This window comes from Pelagicoccus sp. SDUM812002, from assembly GCF_031127835.1.
Classification (GTDB): Bacteria; Verrucomicrobiota; Verrucomicrobiia; order Opitutales; family Opitutaceae; genus Pelagicoccus.
Genome location: NZ_JARXHX010000001.1, coordinates 14,348 through 30,588, shown reverse-complemented (window position 1 = coordinate 30,588; position 16,241 = coordinate 14,348). Strand labels below are relative to the sequence as shown.

Sequence of the window (16,241 nt, the reverse complement as noted above, 5' to 3'; positions counted from 1 at the left end):
GATGTTCAAACGGCTTTGCTTTTCTCTCTGCCTACTGCTTTCGGCCGTTGCCGCTCAAGGGCAGACAGAGGCGGAGTCCATCCGATTAGGAACTTACAACCTACGCAACTACTTAGCCATGGATCGTCTGGTGGAGGGGCAATTTCGGCTCGACTACCCGAAGCCCGAGACGGAGAAGACGGTCGTGCGGCAAGCGATCGTTGCCGCTGCGCCCGACGTTTTAGCAGTTCAGGAGATCGGTACCGAAGCGGAGTTGCTGGAATTGCTGGACGACCTTCGGCAGGACGGGCTGAGCTATAGTTCGCACTACATCCTCGAGGCTGATGACGATACGAGACGTGTCGGAGCTCTCTGGAACGAAGAGGTGCAGGTGCGGCCGGTTCCTCACATCGATCTCGGCTTCAACCTGTTCGACGAGCCCATGAAAGTGAAGCGTGGCATGCTCGAGCTCGAGGTACAAACGGGTGGGGGGCTCGGTTTCAGCATTTTTATTTTGCATCTCAAAAGCAAGTACACCTCCGACAAGCGTGATCCGCAGTCCACCCGGCGCCGAACGAAAGAGGCGCACTCCGCCCGCGAACGAATCCTCGAGATTTTCCCCGATCCCTTAAATTCATCCTTCCTGGTAGTCGGCGACCTCAATGATCACCGTAACTCTAGCCCCGTCCGCAGATTCCTGAATAGAGGAGAGCTAGAAATCTCGCAGATCCTCGAAGCGAAAGACTCGAGCGGACTCATTTGGACGCATTATTACAAGAAAGGAGGCGAGTATTCGCTTCTCGACTACATGCTTGCGTCTTCAGGTCTGGTAAAGACTTTCGACACCAGCAGCGGGATCGTTGACCGCCGAGATTATTATGAAGGGAGCGACCACCGCCTCGTCTGGACAGACCTGCAACTCAAGTGATAGGGGTCAATCTGGAGGGTCGACTTCCACGTCATCAGCAACGTAAGAGCCGCCCAAATCCCTCCGCCAACCCTAATATTCTGCGAGGTACTTAGCAATCGCGTTACGCAGCGAATCGAAAGCCCATTGGTCCTGAGGCACTTCCTTGGGATCAACTCGGTGGAGACCCGCCACTTCGCCTTCCTCGGCTTCGAGGCCTTCGAAGGAATCCACTTTAGCGAGAAAATAGGTATCGGTGACGGCATAGCTCACCTCCCGATAGGTGTAGACGTTCGGGAACGAGGCGAAGAATTTCACCGAGTGGATATCTAGGTTCGTCTCTTCCTTCGTCTCGCGCACGGCGACTTCCTCCAGGCGTTCTCCAGGGTCGGTGAACCCGCCCGGAATGCCGTACTTGCCCTTGCTGGGCTCATTTGCCCTCTCGACCACGAGAAGTTTACCCTGTTGGTCGAAAATCAATGCTCCAGCGGAGCACGTCGGATTAAAGTAGAGCGTGAAACTGCAATCGGGGCATTCGACACATTTGCCTCCGCGAAGGGCCAGTTTTTCCGAGCCGCAGCTAGGACAAAATCGGAAATGTTCGGGAACGGACTTCTTGCTCACGGGGCACAGAGGAAGGGGGCGACTGGAGCTTTCGCAAGCCTTCATTGGACGCGATTTTGAATGCCAAATAAAAATCGCGCATTTTCATTGATTTCGGTAAAGTCTCCCGTAACTTCCGCATCTTCGTCTGACAGCCCCATGGTGTAATGGTAGCACTAAGGTTTCTGGTTCCTTCAGTCGGGGTTCGAGTCCCTGTGGGGCTGCCAACTTCTAAGTCGTTGTGGTTTAGTGAGTTGGACTGCCGATAGTACTGTCAGAGTCATCCCAGTCGAGGGTGTCTTAGTCCTCAAGTTTAGCGGATTTGGGTCGTTTTTTGAGTGGAAATCACACATTTTCACACATTATCGATCGATGAAGAAGCCGAGAAAACTTAGGGAGCCGTCCGTCTACCCGAACAACGAGACCGGGGGCTGGATCCTGGATTTCGACGAAGTGCGAGACGGCGTCTTGCTCAAGAATCGTCGCAGGCAGTTCAAGCTCAAGGCCGACGCCGAGAAGGAGCGGAAGAAGAAATCTCGTGCCCAGAAGCGTCTCGAGCAGAAAAAGAACGGGACGCTGGGAACGTCGGAGGTGAAGATCGCCCAATGGCTCTTCTCGGAGATGGACGCTCTTCCTTGGCCGGGAGTAACGGTCCAGCAGGTGCTGGAGCATTTCAAGGCGACTTTCAATCCGGGCGGGCTGAGGCCGTTGTCTGGGGTCGTCGACGATTTCGTGAGCTACAAGACTTCATCGGGGATAAAGAGGAACTCCTACAAGGACATCCCGCCACGGATGAAGAAATTCATCGAACATTTCCAGGACGCCAAAGTAGCAGACCTGAACAAGGATCTCCTGGTCGAATATGTTGACTCTCAGAGCCTCGGGATGAAGCCAAAGATCTACACCCTCGTACGAGAGTTTCTGGATTACTCGAGCAACGATGGGCACGCCTCGCCTGCTATCCAGAGGAAATTGCTGAAGGAGTTCGAACTCGCAACCAACCAGGGCAAACGATTCGGCGTTAACGTCGACATGGCTCCGACAATTCTACACATCAGCGAAGTTAGAAACGCCCTGCGTATCGCGATGGACTACAAAGTGAGGGATGGCGTCCGAGGCGAGTGGCTTGGAGCTTTGGTATTAGGGCTGTATTGCGGATTGAGACCACAGGAGATTCAGGCTGTCGGACGAATACAACGAGGTGAACCAGCCCAAAGGAACTCGAAAGGAACCCTAAGGCCCTACACTGCTTTGGAGAAAAGCCGAGGCCGGGACCTTGTATGGGATTTGCACATACAGCTAAATAAGGGTGTCATCGTCTGCGACGAGCGAATAGCAACCAAGACGAATGAAAGGCGTAACGTGACCATCCGGCCAAACGTGTTGGAATGGCTAACGTTCATCAAAGCTAACGATCTGCCGCTATGCCCTTCCGACCGTAGATGGTCCCGCGATCAAAAGTATTTCAAACGGCAGGTCATGGACGAGGAACGTCAACGAAACAAGCGCTGGGACGATGTCTATCGACATACCTTTGCGACTTTTACCCGAATACGAAAGGACGTGGACGACTGGGAGTATTGCAGGCAGCTGGGGCACGATCTTGAAACAGGGCGCAAGAGCTACTGGGGGATGCTTTTCGACGACGAGACGCCTGAGGAGTTTTTCAGCATCCGTCCCTCCGATTTTCTCTGAGCAGAAATTGATCGTCGGTATCTGAAATGAATGATCATTTCGCTACTATCTCCGATGGTGGAATGGTGTTCTGCCCGCGAAACTCAAGCACACTCATCTTCAAGGAATTGTAAGAGTTTAGACTTTGAGACCAGCCGAGCCGATTTTTCCCCGACCTCTATACAATACGCAGGTATGAACCCTTCGTCCAGCCAATACCGGATTGTCGCTTCGCTTTTACGCAAAAAAATTGCAGTTTCCTTAACTGTCATAAGCTCAGACATCGGAGTATTTGCGCTTTTAATTTCAAGTATGATTTGATTTATGTTTTCAATGCGTCGCATGACCTCGAGAAAACAAATTTCAATAAACTCCTTCAAGGGAAGGTTATCGCTTGACTGAGGGTGCTTGTGATTGTCGCTCGACGGAAACTTTAACAAATCATCCGCTTTATCAGGCTTGCTGTCGTTGGATGATTCGTGGTCATGTTGAGGATTATTATCGTATTCATGTTTTTCTGACATGAATAGTCTTCTGCATCGTTAAGGGTTTTGCGGAAGTGGTTTGGGTGATTTATTTCAGCTTTTTCTGAGTTTTCTTCGGGAGGGAAAATGCAGCAGAAAAATCCAAATAAAATATTGAAAGTATATTAACGCAAAAAACCGATGATAAAATCATCGGGCAAGAGTCTGAGTCTCAGTTAATTACTTTTGACTTTTTCGAGCTAGGGTTTAGGTGAACCGAAAGGGTTTCGTATATTTTCCAAAGTTCCTTGTTGTCGATATCGGAAACCCTTTTTAGTTGGTTCTTCGTCATTGCTTTTATCAACCTGAGTAGTCTCTTGTCTTCAGCTTCACGGATTTCTTTAGCATTCTGTTTTAGTGCTTCTAGTAGGGTTTCTCGTTTTTCTTGCGGAGTTTTTTTCTTTTTCATTTCTTTTGTTTTTGTTTGGGACGGATTTCACTTTCGTAATACCAAAATAGGATTGTCAACGAATGACAGACTGCTGAATCTCGCATCCTGAGGATTTCGTACATATACTTGATTCGTTTGCGTATTTCCCGCTGAAAACAGAGATTGTCTGATTGATCGATATTGTGGTTCAGCTCTTTCAGCTTTCGCTCAATTTTGCTCTTTTGATTGATCAGGGTTTTTAAGTTTTTGCTCATATCTATCCTTATGGCTCGAAAGGCATCAAATGCAAATGGAGAGGGTTTGCCTTGCTAGGTTAGGTCATAACCTTGACTTTGCCTCGGGGGCTTATGGTCGCTTTCGATGATCTCCATTCCAGAGGGGCTCTTTGGTTTTTCGCAGGATTTATCAATAGGAAATTCGGATACTCTCTTTTGCAGTTCTATTAGCAGGTTAATTGCTTCAGAAGCGAAACCCTCTCCCGCCGTCAAATTCGAACTCTTTAATTGGTTCTCAACCTTGGAAAGCTCGTTTGAGAGGGTTTTGAGAGTGCTGGCTACGTTATACGCGAACAGCTGTGTGATTTCTGTTTCAGGTGGATCCGACTGTTTCTCAACCCCCTTGATCGCATTTACATCTACCTGGTCTGCGAATTCTTTGCGCAATCGGTCTACCGTGTTCTGAACTTTTTGGATACTATCAAATGCGGCTTCGCGAGAGATTTTGTTGTCCCCAAACAATGTGAAAGTGCTAAAGCCGTGGGAGAGATCCGTCAAAGAGGATTCTATTAGCTTTTCAGCCTTTTGAAACCCTTTCGATACTTCGTTCTTATCGGATGATGGCCCGGTACGAGGGGGATCAACTAGAGCTCCAGCAGCACTAAGTTTTAAGGACGAAATTTTCGTAGCCTCAAGGGATGTTGCTAACATTGCAATCTGCTCAACCTGAGATACTAGGGATTGGGCTTCGGTTATTGCGTTGGTAATTTTGGCTTTTCCGAAATGGTCTCCGCCCTCCAAATCCTTTGCTTGACCGACCAGTACTCGAACTTTTCTGCTCAATAGCTCGAAAACATGAGGTGACGCTTCCGAAATTATTTCATCAGGTAGATCGGGATCACTATTGGGAGGTTTTGAATAGCTCTTTTTTTCAAACCTCGTACTTGTCGATTTCTCGAACTCAAGGAATGACTGCTCTACCTCCGAAATTCGATCTTTAGCTGCTAAGCTACCCGGAAACAAGGTCACGAACAGCTTCGCCTCCCTGAGATCGTTTTTTAGTTTCCCTATCGCGGGAAAAGCGTTTTTGGAATCCTCGATTGATGTTTGGCGCGGGTGAGAGGACGGGCTATCGGTATGGCCACTTTCCTGTAGTTGATAGAGAGGATCGAAACCGTCTTCTATAGGGAAAGTTTCCTTCACAGCTGCACCAGTGATGTAGATTGGATTGACTAATGTTTTTTTGACTGGATCCACCCTTGTTGAGCTCAACTGAGTACCAGATCTAAATGTGTTTGTAGACGGCGAAGTCGAAGTAGCAATTTTATCAGTGCTTATGCTAGGCTCATTAATCATTGAAGCTCCTTCTTGCGGGCTAATTTGTTTTTCCGTTTTTGAAGGCTTCGCTTTCTTGATTTCCTCCTCGAATTCCATGAGATCGAGCACCCTTTCATTGTGCTCTCGTATTGTTTTGTTTAGCTCCGAACGACTCGCTGCTTCCGCTCCGCGTCCTTCGTGGAATTCGCTCAAAAATCGTAGACCACTGTCTTTGTACGAGCGATGATCATATTCGAGGGTTTCCGATAGTCCTCTTCTTTCAAGTTCGCGATTGAGTATCTCAGCGAATTCTTGGCGCCACAACTTGACCTCATTTGGAGACGCTTTTCGATCTAGCAGCTTATTCAATCGAGTCTGTCTTCGCACGCCATAATCGTACTCCCTGTTAGGCAAAAAAACGTGAGCGTGAGGGTTTCCATCCTTGTTGTGTATTGCGACGAAAGCGACCGTCTTGTACCTCTCAGACAAGAACCTAGCGAATGCCCAAGTCACGTCCTCAAGGGATCCTTTTACCCCTTGTAGTTCAATTGGCAGTTCGAGCACGATGTCTCGTCCGAGGTTTGAGTCTCTGCGACGTTCGGAATCCTCGAGGTCTTCTATGACATCCTCTAATTTTGTTTCGGCGGCGATTTTTCCAACCATACCGGATCTTAAAACCTCACTTATTTTCGACTGGTTGTAGTAGGTTTTGCCAGATCTGCTGTCCTTCAGTTTTTTCTTGAACCGATAGGATACGATCGCCGCATAGCTTTTACCTGCTGCCCTCGACTGGGGGTGAGTTCTCATGTATACCCTGCGTATGGTTGTGCGTCCTCGCTTGAATTGCCTTCTCTTGCGTTTCGTCATACCCTTATCTTATGGCTGTTTTTGGCTGTGATCCAAATTTGGGGTACGGCAGTAGTTTATTTGGATTCGGATGGCCGCGACCAGAGAGGGTTTTCTGTCAAATTGATCTCAGTAATCCATCTAGGCTAGACTGCCATTTAACTGCACCGATATCGCTTGGGTTCGACGTTCTAAAACACGGCGAAGCAGCGTTTCACATACACATAGACCCTATATTGCGCTTTTTGATGAAGCACATCCAATATGAGCAAATGCTTTCTGGTCTGGATCGGCGAAAGGAAGATGTCTGAGCCGGGACGCTGCGTGAAGCGACTTTCACGAACGCAGCTGGGTGTCCAGTTCGGGCCTCTTCACATCGAGATCGGGGATCTTGTCAGCTCATAGTACGGGGTGCGGGAGAGCCGATCTGTGAGGAGTCCAAAGACTCGGTTTGGCTCTAAAGAGTCTTCGAAACTTATAGCAAAACCCTCGATGCCTGAATTCCGGTGAGATTTCTTTCGGAGTTGTGAGAAGCAGAGTTGCCATGTGCTGGCTGCTTGACTGGCCGAACCATTAGCCCCCTTTTTCTTGGCTACGTGATAAAGAACTTTCTTTGAGAATCGGAGGGAAGCTATAAGCTGTTTTCCGAGTCTTCCCACTAAATGGCAAATGGATGCTGGGGCGTAGTGAAATAAGGTTTTCGAAGATCGAGAAATCGTGGGATTCCTCAACAGACTTCGATAATTATCTGAAGCTTCGGCGAACCGTATTCAGCGCCTCCGGTTTTGACCTGTAGGTTAGGGAGGATTTTGGCTTCGGCTTGGGTGTGAGTGTGGCCGCAGAGGACAGTCAGTGTTTTATCGGGATTCTTAAGCATGGTTTCGCACAGTGCTGTGCCCATTGCCTGGCTAGCAAAGTAAGGGAGAAAGTCGTCGTCGGAGATTTTGCCTTCGTGCCAGCAGGCTTCCTTGAAAGGGGGAACGTGAGTGAAGAAAATGACGTCGTCGTATTTCTGGAAAGCTTTTTGTAGGGTCGATTTCGCTTCAGCGGCGGCTTGGTCGCCGACCTCAGCGAGCTTTGCTAATCGTTCTGATTTGCTTAGGGCTTTGAAATCATCGATCAAGCGGAAGTCGTTCAGCTCTACCGTACTTTTTTTCGGCACTGCCGAGTCTGCCGTCGGCCCAGCCATCGTGGCCGACGAGGGCGGTGGAGGAAGTGAGCCCTACCACACCGCAGCGAGTTAAATAGCGAAGGTGTTTGGAGCCACCGGAAAGTCGTTGGGCCTCGGTTTTTACGCTTTCGATGGAGCTGCCGTAGAAGTCGTGGTTTCCGAGCACGAAGTAGATGGGCTTGTTGATCAGATGTTCGAGGTCTTCTAGATAGTCAGCGAATGAGTCTGCGGTTCCCGTGTCGCCTCCGATCAGAATGACGTCTGGTTTCTCGATCTTGATCCTCTTGCAGAGCTTTTGGATCTGGCTGTAGGAGGACACTAATTCGAGGTGGAGGTCGGTGAGCCAAGCGATGCGTTTGGGATGGGTCATTGTTTGAAGAGTTGGTGGAGCCAAAGAGGAAGTGGAGGATTTGTTGGGTCCGGCAGACCATTCGATCCGTTGCTGCAGGAATCAAGTGCTGTGAAAGAAAAAGAGGAAAGTTGGCAAAGGAGAAAAAGAAATTGGGGCGCTCGGTCTGTACTGACCGGGGCTTGAATGTTTGAAAGAAGGCAGAGTTCTGGGGCTCCACCTTCTGGAGTTTTGCAATTAGATTCTGATTACGAATGGACGACGGTTTCTGTCGGTAAGAATGACTGATTGCAATGTGGTTCGATGTTCAGGGTTGTTGGCATTGGCCAAAGGGATTGGTCCCAGTTTTGGGCGACGTTGTAGCAATGCGTATCTTCGAAGCGTTCGTATCCGGAAGCTCCAGTATCGTGGCCGAAGGCGTGAACGTACGGGCGAGATTTTTGGACACGGCATCTTAGGGTGAGGAAACCCAAGTTTTCGTCGGGAATGGATTCGTCGAGGACTCCGAAAGACGGAACGTGCGTGGCTAGGATGTCCAATCCCCTTGGAATGGAGTTGGTGAGTGCTTCGACCTCGTCGAGGGTTTGGAGTCCATAGGGTTCGTTGTCTTGCCAAGAGAAGAATGAGGCTCCGAAAACCCTCAGGCCATCGACGTCGACGAGCTTTCCGTTCAGCAGAGTGGCCTCCGTAAGCTTTCCACCTCCGTTAACTTGGTCGAGGAGGACGGGGTCGTCGTTCTCGCCAGGGATGAAAAACTCGTGTCGGAACTGCTGGTTGGAGTACCATTCGTTGAGAAGCTTCAGATCGGGATCCTGTTCGCCCTTTGCGTAGAAGTCGCCGCAGTGGATTAGGATGTCGCCCCCAAATACGAAGGGGATGTTCATGCGGTGGTTGTTGGAGATGAAGGTGACTTGCATTGTCAGTTTAGATTGTAACGAAAATTTGGTGATTATTTTAGGTGGCTAGTTCTCGTCATAGACGACGTCGTGGAACTTGAAGCGTACTGGTAGCGAATGGTCCTTTAGGAACAATTCGAAGATCCCGGGTATTGTAGGTTGTCCTTTACGATAGCTAATCTCTGGTAGGCTTGTCCTCGCTTCCCGTGGAATCCCGGAATTTTATCGAGATGGGCAGCAGATTGTTTCTTAGGAATTTTTGGAATGCCGCCTTCTTGTCGGAAATAGGGCGATTGTCAGGATTCTTAAGCTCCATCATATGCAGGCTACTGAAATAGTGCTGTTCGGCTTCGTCCAATTGTCCCTCCATGGCTAAAATCACGGCCGTCTCGTACTCAACTTCTTCAAGGCTCGAGCAGGACGCATGTGCCTGTTCGAGGACTAAGTCAGCTTCGTCGCTCTTTCCTTGCTGATGGAGAGCGGCTGCGAGGTGCAGATAGGCCCTTGCGGAACTTGAATCCACTTGGATGTGGTTCCGTGCGATCCATTCAAGCAGCGGCCAAGCTCCGGCAATCCATGCGTGGAGCATCTGCTCGTGGCTGGGCCAGGGGTCGCCCTCAAGGATCTTTAGCTTTAGGTAGGAAGCCTCCTCATCGGTTAGCTTTTGTTTGTCTCTTAAGGTCTGGGCAGACCGAGCGTCGATTTTTTGGTGTTCTTTCATGTGTTTTGGATACAAGTAGGCCCCGAGGCGTCGTGGACGTCGGGGCCTTTGAATACGGAAGGCGTTATAGATATAGATCGAGGGAATCGGAGGGAGTAGGGATCCGGTCCGCGATCTCCTGAATCAAGAGAGTGAAGTAGTAGGGAAATGTGAGATCGGTTTGCTGACAGCGGTATTGCGGTTCGACACTGCAGTCCTTGAGAAAACTCTGAAAGCACTCTATCAGCTCGGGAGATTCGGACTTATGGCCTTCTTTTCTATGTGACAGGAGCTGATGAATAGAGAAGAAGGCCAGCGAGTACTGCCGCAGTCCCAGCATTCCGGATACAATCGCAGCTTCTCTGGCCAACTCCTTAGAGGATTGTGGCGAAGTCCAGCCATTGTAGATTGCGATGCAGAGATGTTCGGAACGTCCGAGGCGAGCGGAAGCGATTCCGTAGTATATCAGGTTTCGCGAGCATGTATGCGATAGGGTCAGGTGCGAGTACGACCATTCGTAAAGGAAATCCCAATTCCGGGCCTCGAGTGCTTGTTGCATGCGGTCGAAGCTCGGTTTGGTATTGCCCGCCTCCAGCTGGCTCCGCAGCTCATTGAATTCTCTGGCGCTTAAACGCCTCCTCCTTTTGATGCCTTTGAGGGCTACTCTTTTTAAGTTCATGTATTATTCGTTTTCTTTGGGTTACCTGTTTTCAGTCATCAGATAGATTGCGAACATCACCGCATTGAAGATCACCAACGCGATGTTGATGGCGGTTAGGATCCGGGCTCTTCTGGCGCTGCGCTTGGATTCCGCGATGTATTCCAATGCCTGCTCACTGTCTGTCTTCGCTTTGTTGCGTATTTCTCTGATTCGGCTTTCGTGGTCTTTCATTTCGTTGTGCTGTTTAGTTTCTTCTATCCGATACATGACCGGTGTATTCACAAAACAGAGACAAGGGAGCTTTCGACCGGCGGAACGCCGAGGCGAATGCTCCGTTGAAAGAAGGCCCCAAACTAGCGGCCATGCATCAATCTCGACCGGGACAGCGTAGCCCAAAATCGATAGGCAGTTAGCTGCTTTGGCGCGTTTGTGCCGGCAGTGAGCAGATTGTCTATTTGCTCGACCTCGAGCTGGGGGATGAGGCTTTCATTGCACAAGAGCCTTTAGAGGCTCCTTGCTCGCTCCGTTGTTAGCGACGGAAATCGTTAGGCTTGCTGACCTTCATTTGGAACTCGCTGGCAGCTAATCGCAGTTCCATGATTTTTGCTTCATTTGCATAAAGCCCGCCCGGCGTGTTCCTTCTCAGTGGCAGAATGGTAATCGTGTATGCATAATAAGAATACGAAAATAGCAGCGCACGTATGCTGCAGAGGTTTGCATATCTCGCGCTTATCGACCGCGCCGGCTAGGATGGTTTGATTGGAAATGCAAAGGGAGCTGCACCCCAATTCTCAAGTCATGCAGATCTAGTCGAGTGTCTGACGAAAGCCAAGTAAGGTGAACAAGACGACAGCACGGATCTCGTATCAAGAAGATCGCTCTGGGGCGAATTTACACCGATCAGCTTGTAACCGTTTTGGATGAACCCATTTGGTGTGTAAGCTGTGAATCGGTGCTGCGACTGCTACTTTGGGGAGACCTCGCCGGTAGAGGGTGAGTCGCCAATTGCTATGCCAGCTAGGCCTTCGGCATCAGCTCGACGCAGGTCTACGCGCTTCTGATTCGGGAGGATCGGCCGTAGTTTGGGATGCTTCTGTTGCTTGGCTCGCGGGGCAGGTGCCGCGGTGAAGAGATCTCGAAAGATCTTGGAGGTTTTCAGCCCGTTTTCCACGCATTGACTTTGGAAAGTTGAGTTCGATGCGAAATGCTAGTCCACTTGTCTCAAATGGGGCGACGCGCAAAAAGAAGGTTGGAACCAGACGAAACTTTCGGTTCGAAGTATTTGGAGATATCCCGATTTGGCAGATTTATCCGATATCGTAGCAAGCTCTCTGAGTATGGTGCACGCATCCTAGAGGAAGGGCGGGCTGATCGATATCAGGATTCTGTCGATCGCTTGGATAGGATAATCGCTGATATCCTGAATTTGATACGTCTATCACCGCCTGGCTCTCTTCTCAAAAGAGAATATTGGGAGAGGGCTCAACTAATGATCATGTCTAGTGATCACATAACACCCTTCTCGAATGCCGACGAACAAGAACCAGCATTACGTTCCTCAACACTATTTGCGGCAGTTTCGCATAGGAGACACCAAGCAGATCTCGGTCGCACGGATCGACCCTTTTGAATTTTTTCCAACAGCCGGCATCAAGGGGCAATGCCAGGAAGACTATTTCTACAAGACTGATGGCGAGCTCGACCGCATCTACACTACATGTGAACGGGACTTGGCTCCTGTCATTTCGAGAGTAGCCGATAAGCGTGGTTTCGATAGTCAGGAACTTACAGCGTTGCAGTTGTTCGCGATCATCATGCACGTTCGGACTAAACGGGCGATCGAGGAAGCAAAGACCTTTCCTCGGAAAATGTTTTTCGAGGTTACGCAGGCTGCGATCGCGAGAGGAGAGCTACCGCCACCGCCCGCTGATTGGTCAGAGAAAACGATAGATTTCGGTGGAGTTGCAGGCGAGCTTTTCAAGAACGTGGCAGGGGGATGGCTCGAGGCCCGGTCTTTGGCTTGCAAGCTGTTGGAGTCTCCCTCGGAGGAATTCTTCATCACGTCCGACCATCCAGTTATATTGATGAACCAGATGTTCGAGCATACTCTGCCGCATCGTTCATTTGTAGGATTCAGTCGGTCGGGCTTTCAAATGCTTCTTCCGGTATCCCCGAGCCTCTGTCTCATATTTTTCGATCAAAGAGTTTATAAAGTAGGCGATAGAAAACGCAGACTAGTTCCAATCAGTCAGGAGGATACTGAGCTTATAAATTCGCTGCAGATCCAGTCAGCTGAGACCTGCGTCTTTTCACATGATCCCACGCGGAGAGATGTAATTTCGAATTTGGTGAAGAAATACGGGAGATTGAGGAAAGCGGTAGGCAGCACGCTCAGGGAAGTTTCGAACGGAGATGAAGATCGACGTGTTCTTCATCATTTTCAGTTCTCTCCGGAGTTGCCACGACCTTGGAGTTTTTGCCGGCTAAGGCGAAGACCGAGGATTGGGGAAGACAATCGGCGGGATCCAGAATGGACCGCTTATGTTAAGCGAGTGGTTGAAGATATGGATGCAAACCAAGGTCGTAGTCTTTTTGAGAGTATGGACGCCGTTGACGCTTGGCTATTGAGTCAGGCTCAGGACTAATTCGGAGATAATCAAGAGCTGGACCTCTTGCACTACAACCCAATGAAAAAGGTAGCTTGGCTAACAGACCTCCATCTTGAGTTTGCTGATGACTATGCGTCGTTCAAGTCGCTCTGCTCCCAGCTTCACAAGATTCGTCCAGACGCGATTCTCATAGGTGGCGACACAGGCTTGTCGTATTCGTTCGACGATTACATTCAGAGTGTAGCTGATAAGTTGAATCGGCCGGTCTACTTTGTTCTGGGGAACCACGACTGTTATCATGGCTCGATAGCGAAGACCAAGAAAGCAGCTGTTCGACTCGATGAACGCTCTCGTTTGGTCAGATATTTGACTGTTTCTGGAGTGGTTGAACTGACCCCGTATTCCGCTCTGGTAGGTCATGACGGATGGGCCGACGGTAGACTTGGACTAGGCCGCAGCTCTCCCGTCGAACTCAACGACTACCGCCTGATTGAGGAATTTGTAGGTTTGGGCCTGGAAGCCAGATTTGATCTTCTCAACCAGTTGGGGGATCGCGCGTCTGAGGAACTCAAGCAGAGCTTGGTTGCTGCCCTGGACCGGTACAAGGATGTGATCGTACTAACGCATGTTCCTCCTTTTCGTGAATCCTGCTGGCATGAAGGGAGGTTTTCAGACGATGCTTTTTTGCCGCATTTCAGCAGCAAGGCCATGGGGGAAATGCTAGCTGAGGTTGCGCGAGCCTATCCAGATCGAAACCTGAAGGTACTTTGCGGACACACCCACGGGGCAGGAGAGAGTCAAATTGCTTCAAATCTCGTTGTGAAGACTGGAGGAGCCGAGTACGGACGCCCTGCCGTTCAGGAATTAGTGCTCGTGAAATGAATTTTTATTCACCGCTCGCGTTAGGGACAACGCTTATGGAGTCCAAGCCTAATTCTGGCAACAGGCGATATCTGAGGACGATTCCTTTTTGGGTTTCTCCTGGTGCGAATGACATTCCCAGTACCCCGATTGGCGTCATCAATGATCTTGAGGATTTCAAAGATGCCTGGGCCACGAATCTTTTCGCCTGCTGCGTTGGTGATGGTTACACTCATTTCTGAAACTCCTAATTCGGCTTTGCCACTAACGGTTCGAGATGTGGCAAGTATGCTTGCCACAGAACTCTCGGAGATATGCTACTATTCTGCGTCTAATCCCTAGCGGAGGCAAGACAGATAGACGTGTTGCTGACCTTGAGCGTACTTGGCTGAGCCGAATGGGACCTTTGATCTGCCTGGATCTTAGAGGAGGTATTCGAAAGCTCCCGTTGCCTCCGGTCCGAAGCATCGTAGAAATCTCCAGCATCGATCAGCACGTTTCCGCTGAGCTGCTACTTCGGAAGGTGCGTCGTGTGGGTGTCCGAGAGGATGACGAGCTCCATTGCTTGGATGATGCTTCAGTGTTCTGTGACTCTTTGGCCACGCCAATGAGTCGAGCCGCCATTATTTCTTCTGTTTCCACTTCGTCAGTCTCTTTTGGCACTCGTCCTTGGGGTAGAAGCTGTCCTGTTCGATCAGGTGCTCTAGTTTTGCGGCTGCGGTGGGTCTGCTGAGGAGTTTGGCTGCGACGAGTTGATCGAGGATCCATAGGGTGCCATGGACTTCGACTTGATTTTGGGTGGCTCCTCTGCGGAGCGGTTTGTCGCCGCTGAGGAGCATGGCATCTAGGTCGATTGCGAGGAGGAGGACGCTGCAGTCGGCGATGTCGGGGCCGAATCCGATTTGCTCCATTAACTGAAATGCTCGGGCTAGAAATTCGCCCGAGCATTTGTGAACTTTGATGTTGCCGGTGGAAACGTGGCTGAGCGATTCCTTGTGTCCTCCGGTTTTTAGCTGCCTGATAACGAGGTCAGTGGTCACGGTCTGGTGCCCTAGCTGAAACCACAGTTCGAGCAGGCCTGCGATCTCCAGATCGATCAATACGTTAGCATCTTTGACCGCGATCTTCATTGAAACGCAGCGTATTCCTTTCGTATTTCGTCGACGGATACGACGAGAAGCTCTGCCGCTTTGGAGCGAGTGATCTCTCCTTCTGCGAGTGCTCGGTAAACTAACTGTTTGAAGCGAGAGGAGGATTCATCGCCCACGTATTCGTCGTCGCCTGGCTCTCCCTCCTTCCAATTCTCTTCCTTGTAGGTTTTCCAGAAGCGGTTGTACATCGCCTCGCTAATGCACTCGAGCTGGTGAGCTCTCACCATGATCGATGCGATTGAAATGCCGTACTTGACCTTCACGTCGATGAGTTCGGTGAGCGACAGGGAAGAGCGGCTTTTACCGAACTCTTTGAAAAAGGCGTCTGCGGGAAGCATCAAGGCTCCGGCCAGTCGAGGCGCGAGTTTCTCTTCAAGGCTCTCGTCGACCTCTTCGCCTAGTCGGTCCTTGAAAAGGATGTGAGCCAGTTCGTGGAGCAAGGTGTGTCGCTTGCGGGTCAGGCATTGCTTGTTGAGGTGCTTGGCGACGCCGACTACCGGATGCTTATCGATCCAGCCAGAGAAGCCGTCATGGGTGAGGGGCGCATCCACCTCGTAAACCTTCACGTTATTCTCTTCTAGCATCTGGTGAACGTTTGGAATCGCGTTGAGACCTAGTTTCCATTTCTCGCGAAGCGAATCGGCAGCCTTCTCGGCGTCCCCGGGGGTTCGAATCCCTCTCTGTCCGAGGGGATTCTTGAATGCGTCGTTGATGCCAAGGATTGAGAGAATCTCGAAGTAGCGTTCGAAGAAGTCGGTTGCTTGTTGCTGGATGGCGACGGATTCCTTCTTGCCTGACTGGGAGATCAGACGGCGAAACTTGATGTCCGAAATCTCCGAATGCTTGGGGCGAAAGAAGAAGCCGTAGCTCTGGCCAGTCGCCTCCGACACTGCCATGAGCACGTCGCTGTTGGGCATCATTTCTCCCTTCTCGTACTTGCTGAGGGCATTGTACGAAACGACGCCGCCAATAGCTTGCTCCAGCTTGCGCAGGGAGAGGCCGGACATGGCTCGGGCCTGCTTGAGGCGTTCGGCAAAGATAGCTTTCGGGTCGTTTTCGCTCATGTTGACAAAATAAGTATTGAAAATTAATTCTGTCAACCTATAGCTGAAGAAGCTGAGCTTTGCCCAGCTACGCGAAAGCCCCGGCGAATGCCGAGGCTTTGCGGATAGGTTCTTGTTCGAATCGCTCCTGCAGGGACCGCTTCGACTGTGTTTAGATCAACAAGCACGGATTACTCCCTTCGCCGCTGTCTTTGCATCGTTATGTTACCTCTGTCTGCTTGGTCCGCTTAGAGACCAGGAGATAAATGCTTCGGGCAACAACGATTGGGGGGCCTTCGACCTATTGAAGATAGAATGTTCTGGAAAATAGTCTCAAACTAACT

16 protein-coding genes and 1 tRNA gene are annotated in these 16,241 nt (G+C 50.3%); 5 read left to right on the top strand and 12 right to left on the bottom strand.

From position 1 onward, the window contains the following. Window position 1 precedes the first annotated feature (1 nt). Window positions 2-907 carry an endonuclease/exonuclease/phosphatase family protein gene (locus QEH53_RS00160; RefSeq protein ID WP_309021086.1) on the top strand — a complete coding sequence of 302 codons (906 nt, stop codon included), beginning with the start codon at window positions 2-4 and terminating at the stop codon, window positions 905-907. Between the two features lie 72 nt (window positions 908-979). Here QEH53_RS00160 and QEH53_RS00155 read toward each other — a convergent pair whose 3' ends face one another. Beyond that, on the bottom strand, window positions 980-1,510 hold the full coding sequence (locus tag QEH53_RS00155) for an NUDIX domain-containing protein (RefSeq protein ID WP_309021085.1): 531 nt from the start codon (window positions 1,508-1,510) through the stop codon (window positions 980-982). A gap of 132 nt (window positions 1,511-1,642) precedes the next feature. Between QEH53_RS00155 and QEH53_RS00150 the strand changes: the two genes are divergently transcribed. Together QEH53_RS00150 and QEH53_RS00145 are read left to right on the top strand one after the other, a co-directional pair. Next, window positions 1,643-1,716 (top strand) — tRNA-Gln (locus QEH53_RS00150). A 145-nt stretch (window positions 1,717-1,861) separates the two neighbouring features. Continuing rightward, window positions 1,862-3,184 (top strand): hypothetical protein, encoded by a 1,323-nt coding sequence (locus tag QEH53_RS00145; protein WP_309021084.1) that lies wholly within the window; start codon window positions 1,862-1,864, stop codon window positions 3,182-3,184. Between the two features lie 83 nt (window positions 3,185-3,267). On the opposite strand, the gene QEH53_RS00140 is transcribed toward QEH53_RS00145, so the two are convergent. From QEH53_RS00140 to QEH53_RS00100, 9 genes are all read right to left on the bottom strand, one after another. Further along, window positions 3,268-3,687 (bottom strand): helix-turn-helix domain-containing protein, encoded by a 420-nt coding sequence (locus QEH53_RS00140; RefSeq protein ID WP_309021083.1) that lies wholly within the window; start codon window positions 3,685-3,687, stop codon window positions 3,268-3,270. A 172-nt stretch (window positions 3,688-3,859) separates the two neighbouring features. Beyond that, window positions 3,860-4,096, bottom strand: coding sequence for a hypothetical protein (locus tag QEH53_RS00135; protein ID WP_309021082.1), 237 nt, complete (start codon window positions 4,094-4,096; stop codon window positions 3,860-3,862). Between the two features lie 290 nt (window positions 4,097-4,386). Continuing rightward, window positions 4,387-6,477 (bottom strand): MobA/MobL family protein, encoded by a 2,091-nt coding sequence (locus QEH53_RS00130; protein WP_309021081.1) that lies wholly within the window; start codon window positions 6,475-6,477, stop codon window positions 4,387-4,389. 706 nt (window positions 6,478-7,183) lie between these two features. Next, a complete protein-coding gene (locus tag QEH53_RS00125; RefSeq protein WP_309021080.1) occupies window positions 7,184-7,618 on the bottom strand; it encodes a hypothetical protein in 435 nt (144 codons plus the stop codon). Next, entirely contained in the window at window positions 7,569-7,997 is a 429-nt protein-coding gene (locus QEH53_RS00120; protein ID WP_309021079.1) for a metallophosphoesterase, read from the bottom strand. Before QEH53_RS00120 ends, QEH53_RS00125 begins: the two co-directional genes overlap by 50 nt. 227 nt (window positions 7,998-8,224) lie before the next feature. After that, a complete protein-coding gene (locus tag QEH53_RS00115) occupies window positions 8,225-8,893 on the bottom strand; it encodes a metallophosphoesterase (RefSeq protein WP_309021078.1) in 669 nt (222 codons plus the stop codon). A gap of 154 nt (window positions 8,894-9,047) precedes the next feature. Next, the gene (locus tag QEH53_RS00110) at window positions 9,048-9,593 is read right to left on the bottom strand and encodes a hypothetical protein (RefSeq protein WP_309021077.1); all 546 of its coding nucleotides are present in this window, start codon (window positions 9,591-9,593) and stop codon (window positions 9,048-9,050) included. A 64-nt stretch (window positions 9,594-9,657) separates the two neighbouring features. After that, the gene (locus QEH53_RS00105; protein WP_309021076.1) at window positions 9,658-10,251 is read right to left on the bottom strand and encodes a hypothetical protein; all 594 of its coding nucleotides are present in this window, start codon (window positions 10,249-10,251) and stop codon (window positions 9,658-9,660) included. Window positions 10,252-10,272: 21 nt separating this feature from the next. Continuing rightward, window positions 10,273-10,464, bottom strand: coding sequence for a hypothetical protein (locus tag QEH53_RS00100; RefSeq protein ID WP_309021075.1), 192 nt, complete (start codon window positions 10,462-10,464; stop codon window positions 10,273-10,275). A gap of 1,295 nt (window positions 10,465-11,759) precedes the next feature. Here QEH53_RS00100 and QEH53_RS00095 point away from each other — a divergent pair. After that, complete coding sequence (locus tag QEH53_RS00095; RefSeq protein WP_309021074.1) at window positions 11,760-12,878, top strand: DUF4238 domain-containing protein; 1,119 nt, start codon at window positions 11,760-11,762, stop codon at window positions 12,876-12,878. A gap of 42 nt (window positions 12,879-12,920) precedes the next feature. Continuing rightward, window positions 12,921-13,724, top strand: coding sequence for a metallophosphoesterase (locus QEH53_RS00090; RefSeq protein ID WP_309021073.1), 804 nt, complete (start codon window positions 12,921-12,923; stop codon window positions 13,722-13,724). Between the two features lie 602 nt (window positions 13,725-14,326). Here the strand turns inward: QEH53_RS00090 and QEH53_RS00085 are convergent. Next, window positions 14,327-14,833 carry a hypothetical protein gene (locus QEH53_RS00085; protein ID WP_309021072.1) on the bottom strand — a complete coding sequence of 169 codons (507 nt, stop codon included), beginning with the start codon at window positions 14,831-14,833 and terminating at the stop codon, window positions 14,327-14,329. Further along, a complete protein-coding gene (locus tag QEH53_RS00080) occupies window positions 14,830-15,918 on the bottom strand; it encodes an XRE family transcriptional regulator (RefSeq protein ID WP_309021071.1) in 1,089 nt (362 codons plus the stop codon). Before QEH53_RS00080 ends, QEH53_RS00085 begins: the two co-directional genes overlap by 4 nt. Between the last annotated feature and the right edge of the window lie 323 nt (window positions 15,919-16,241).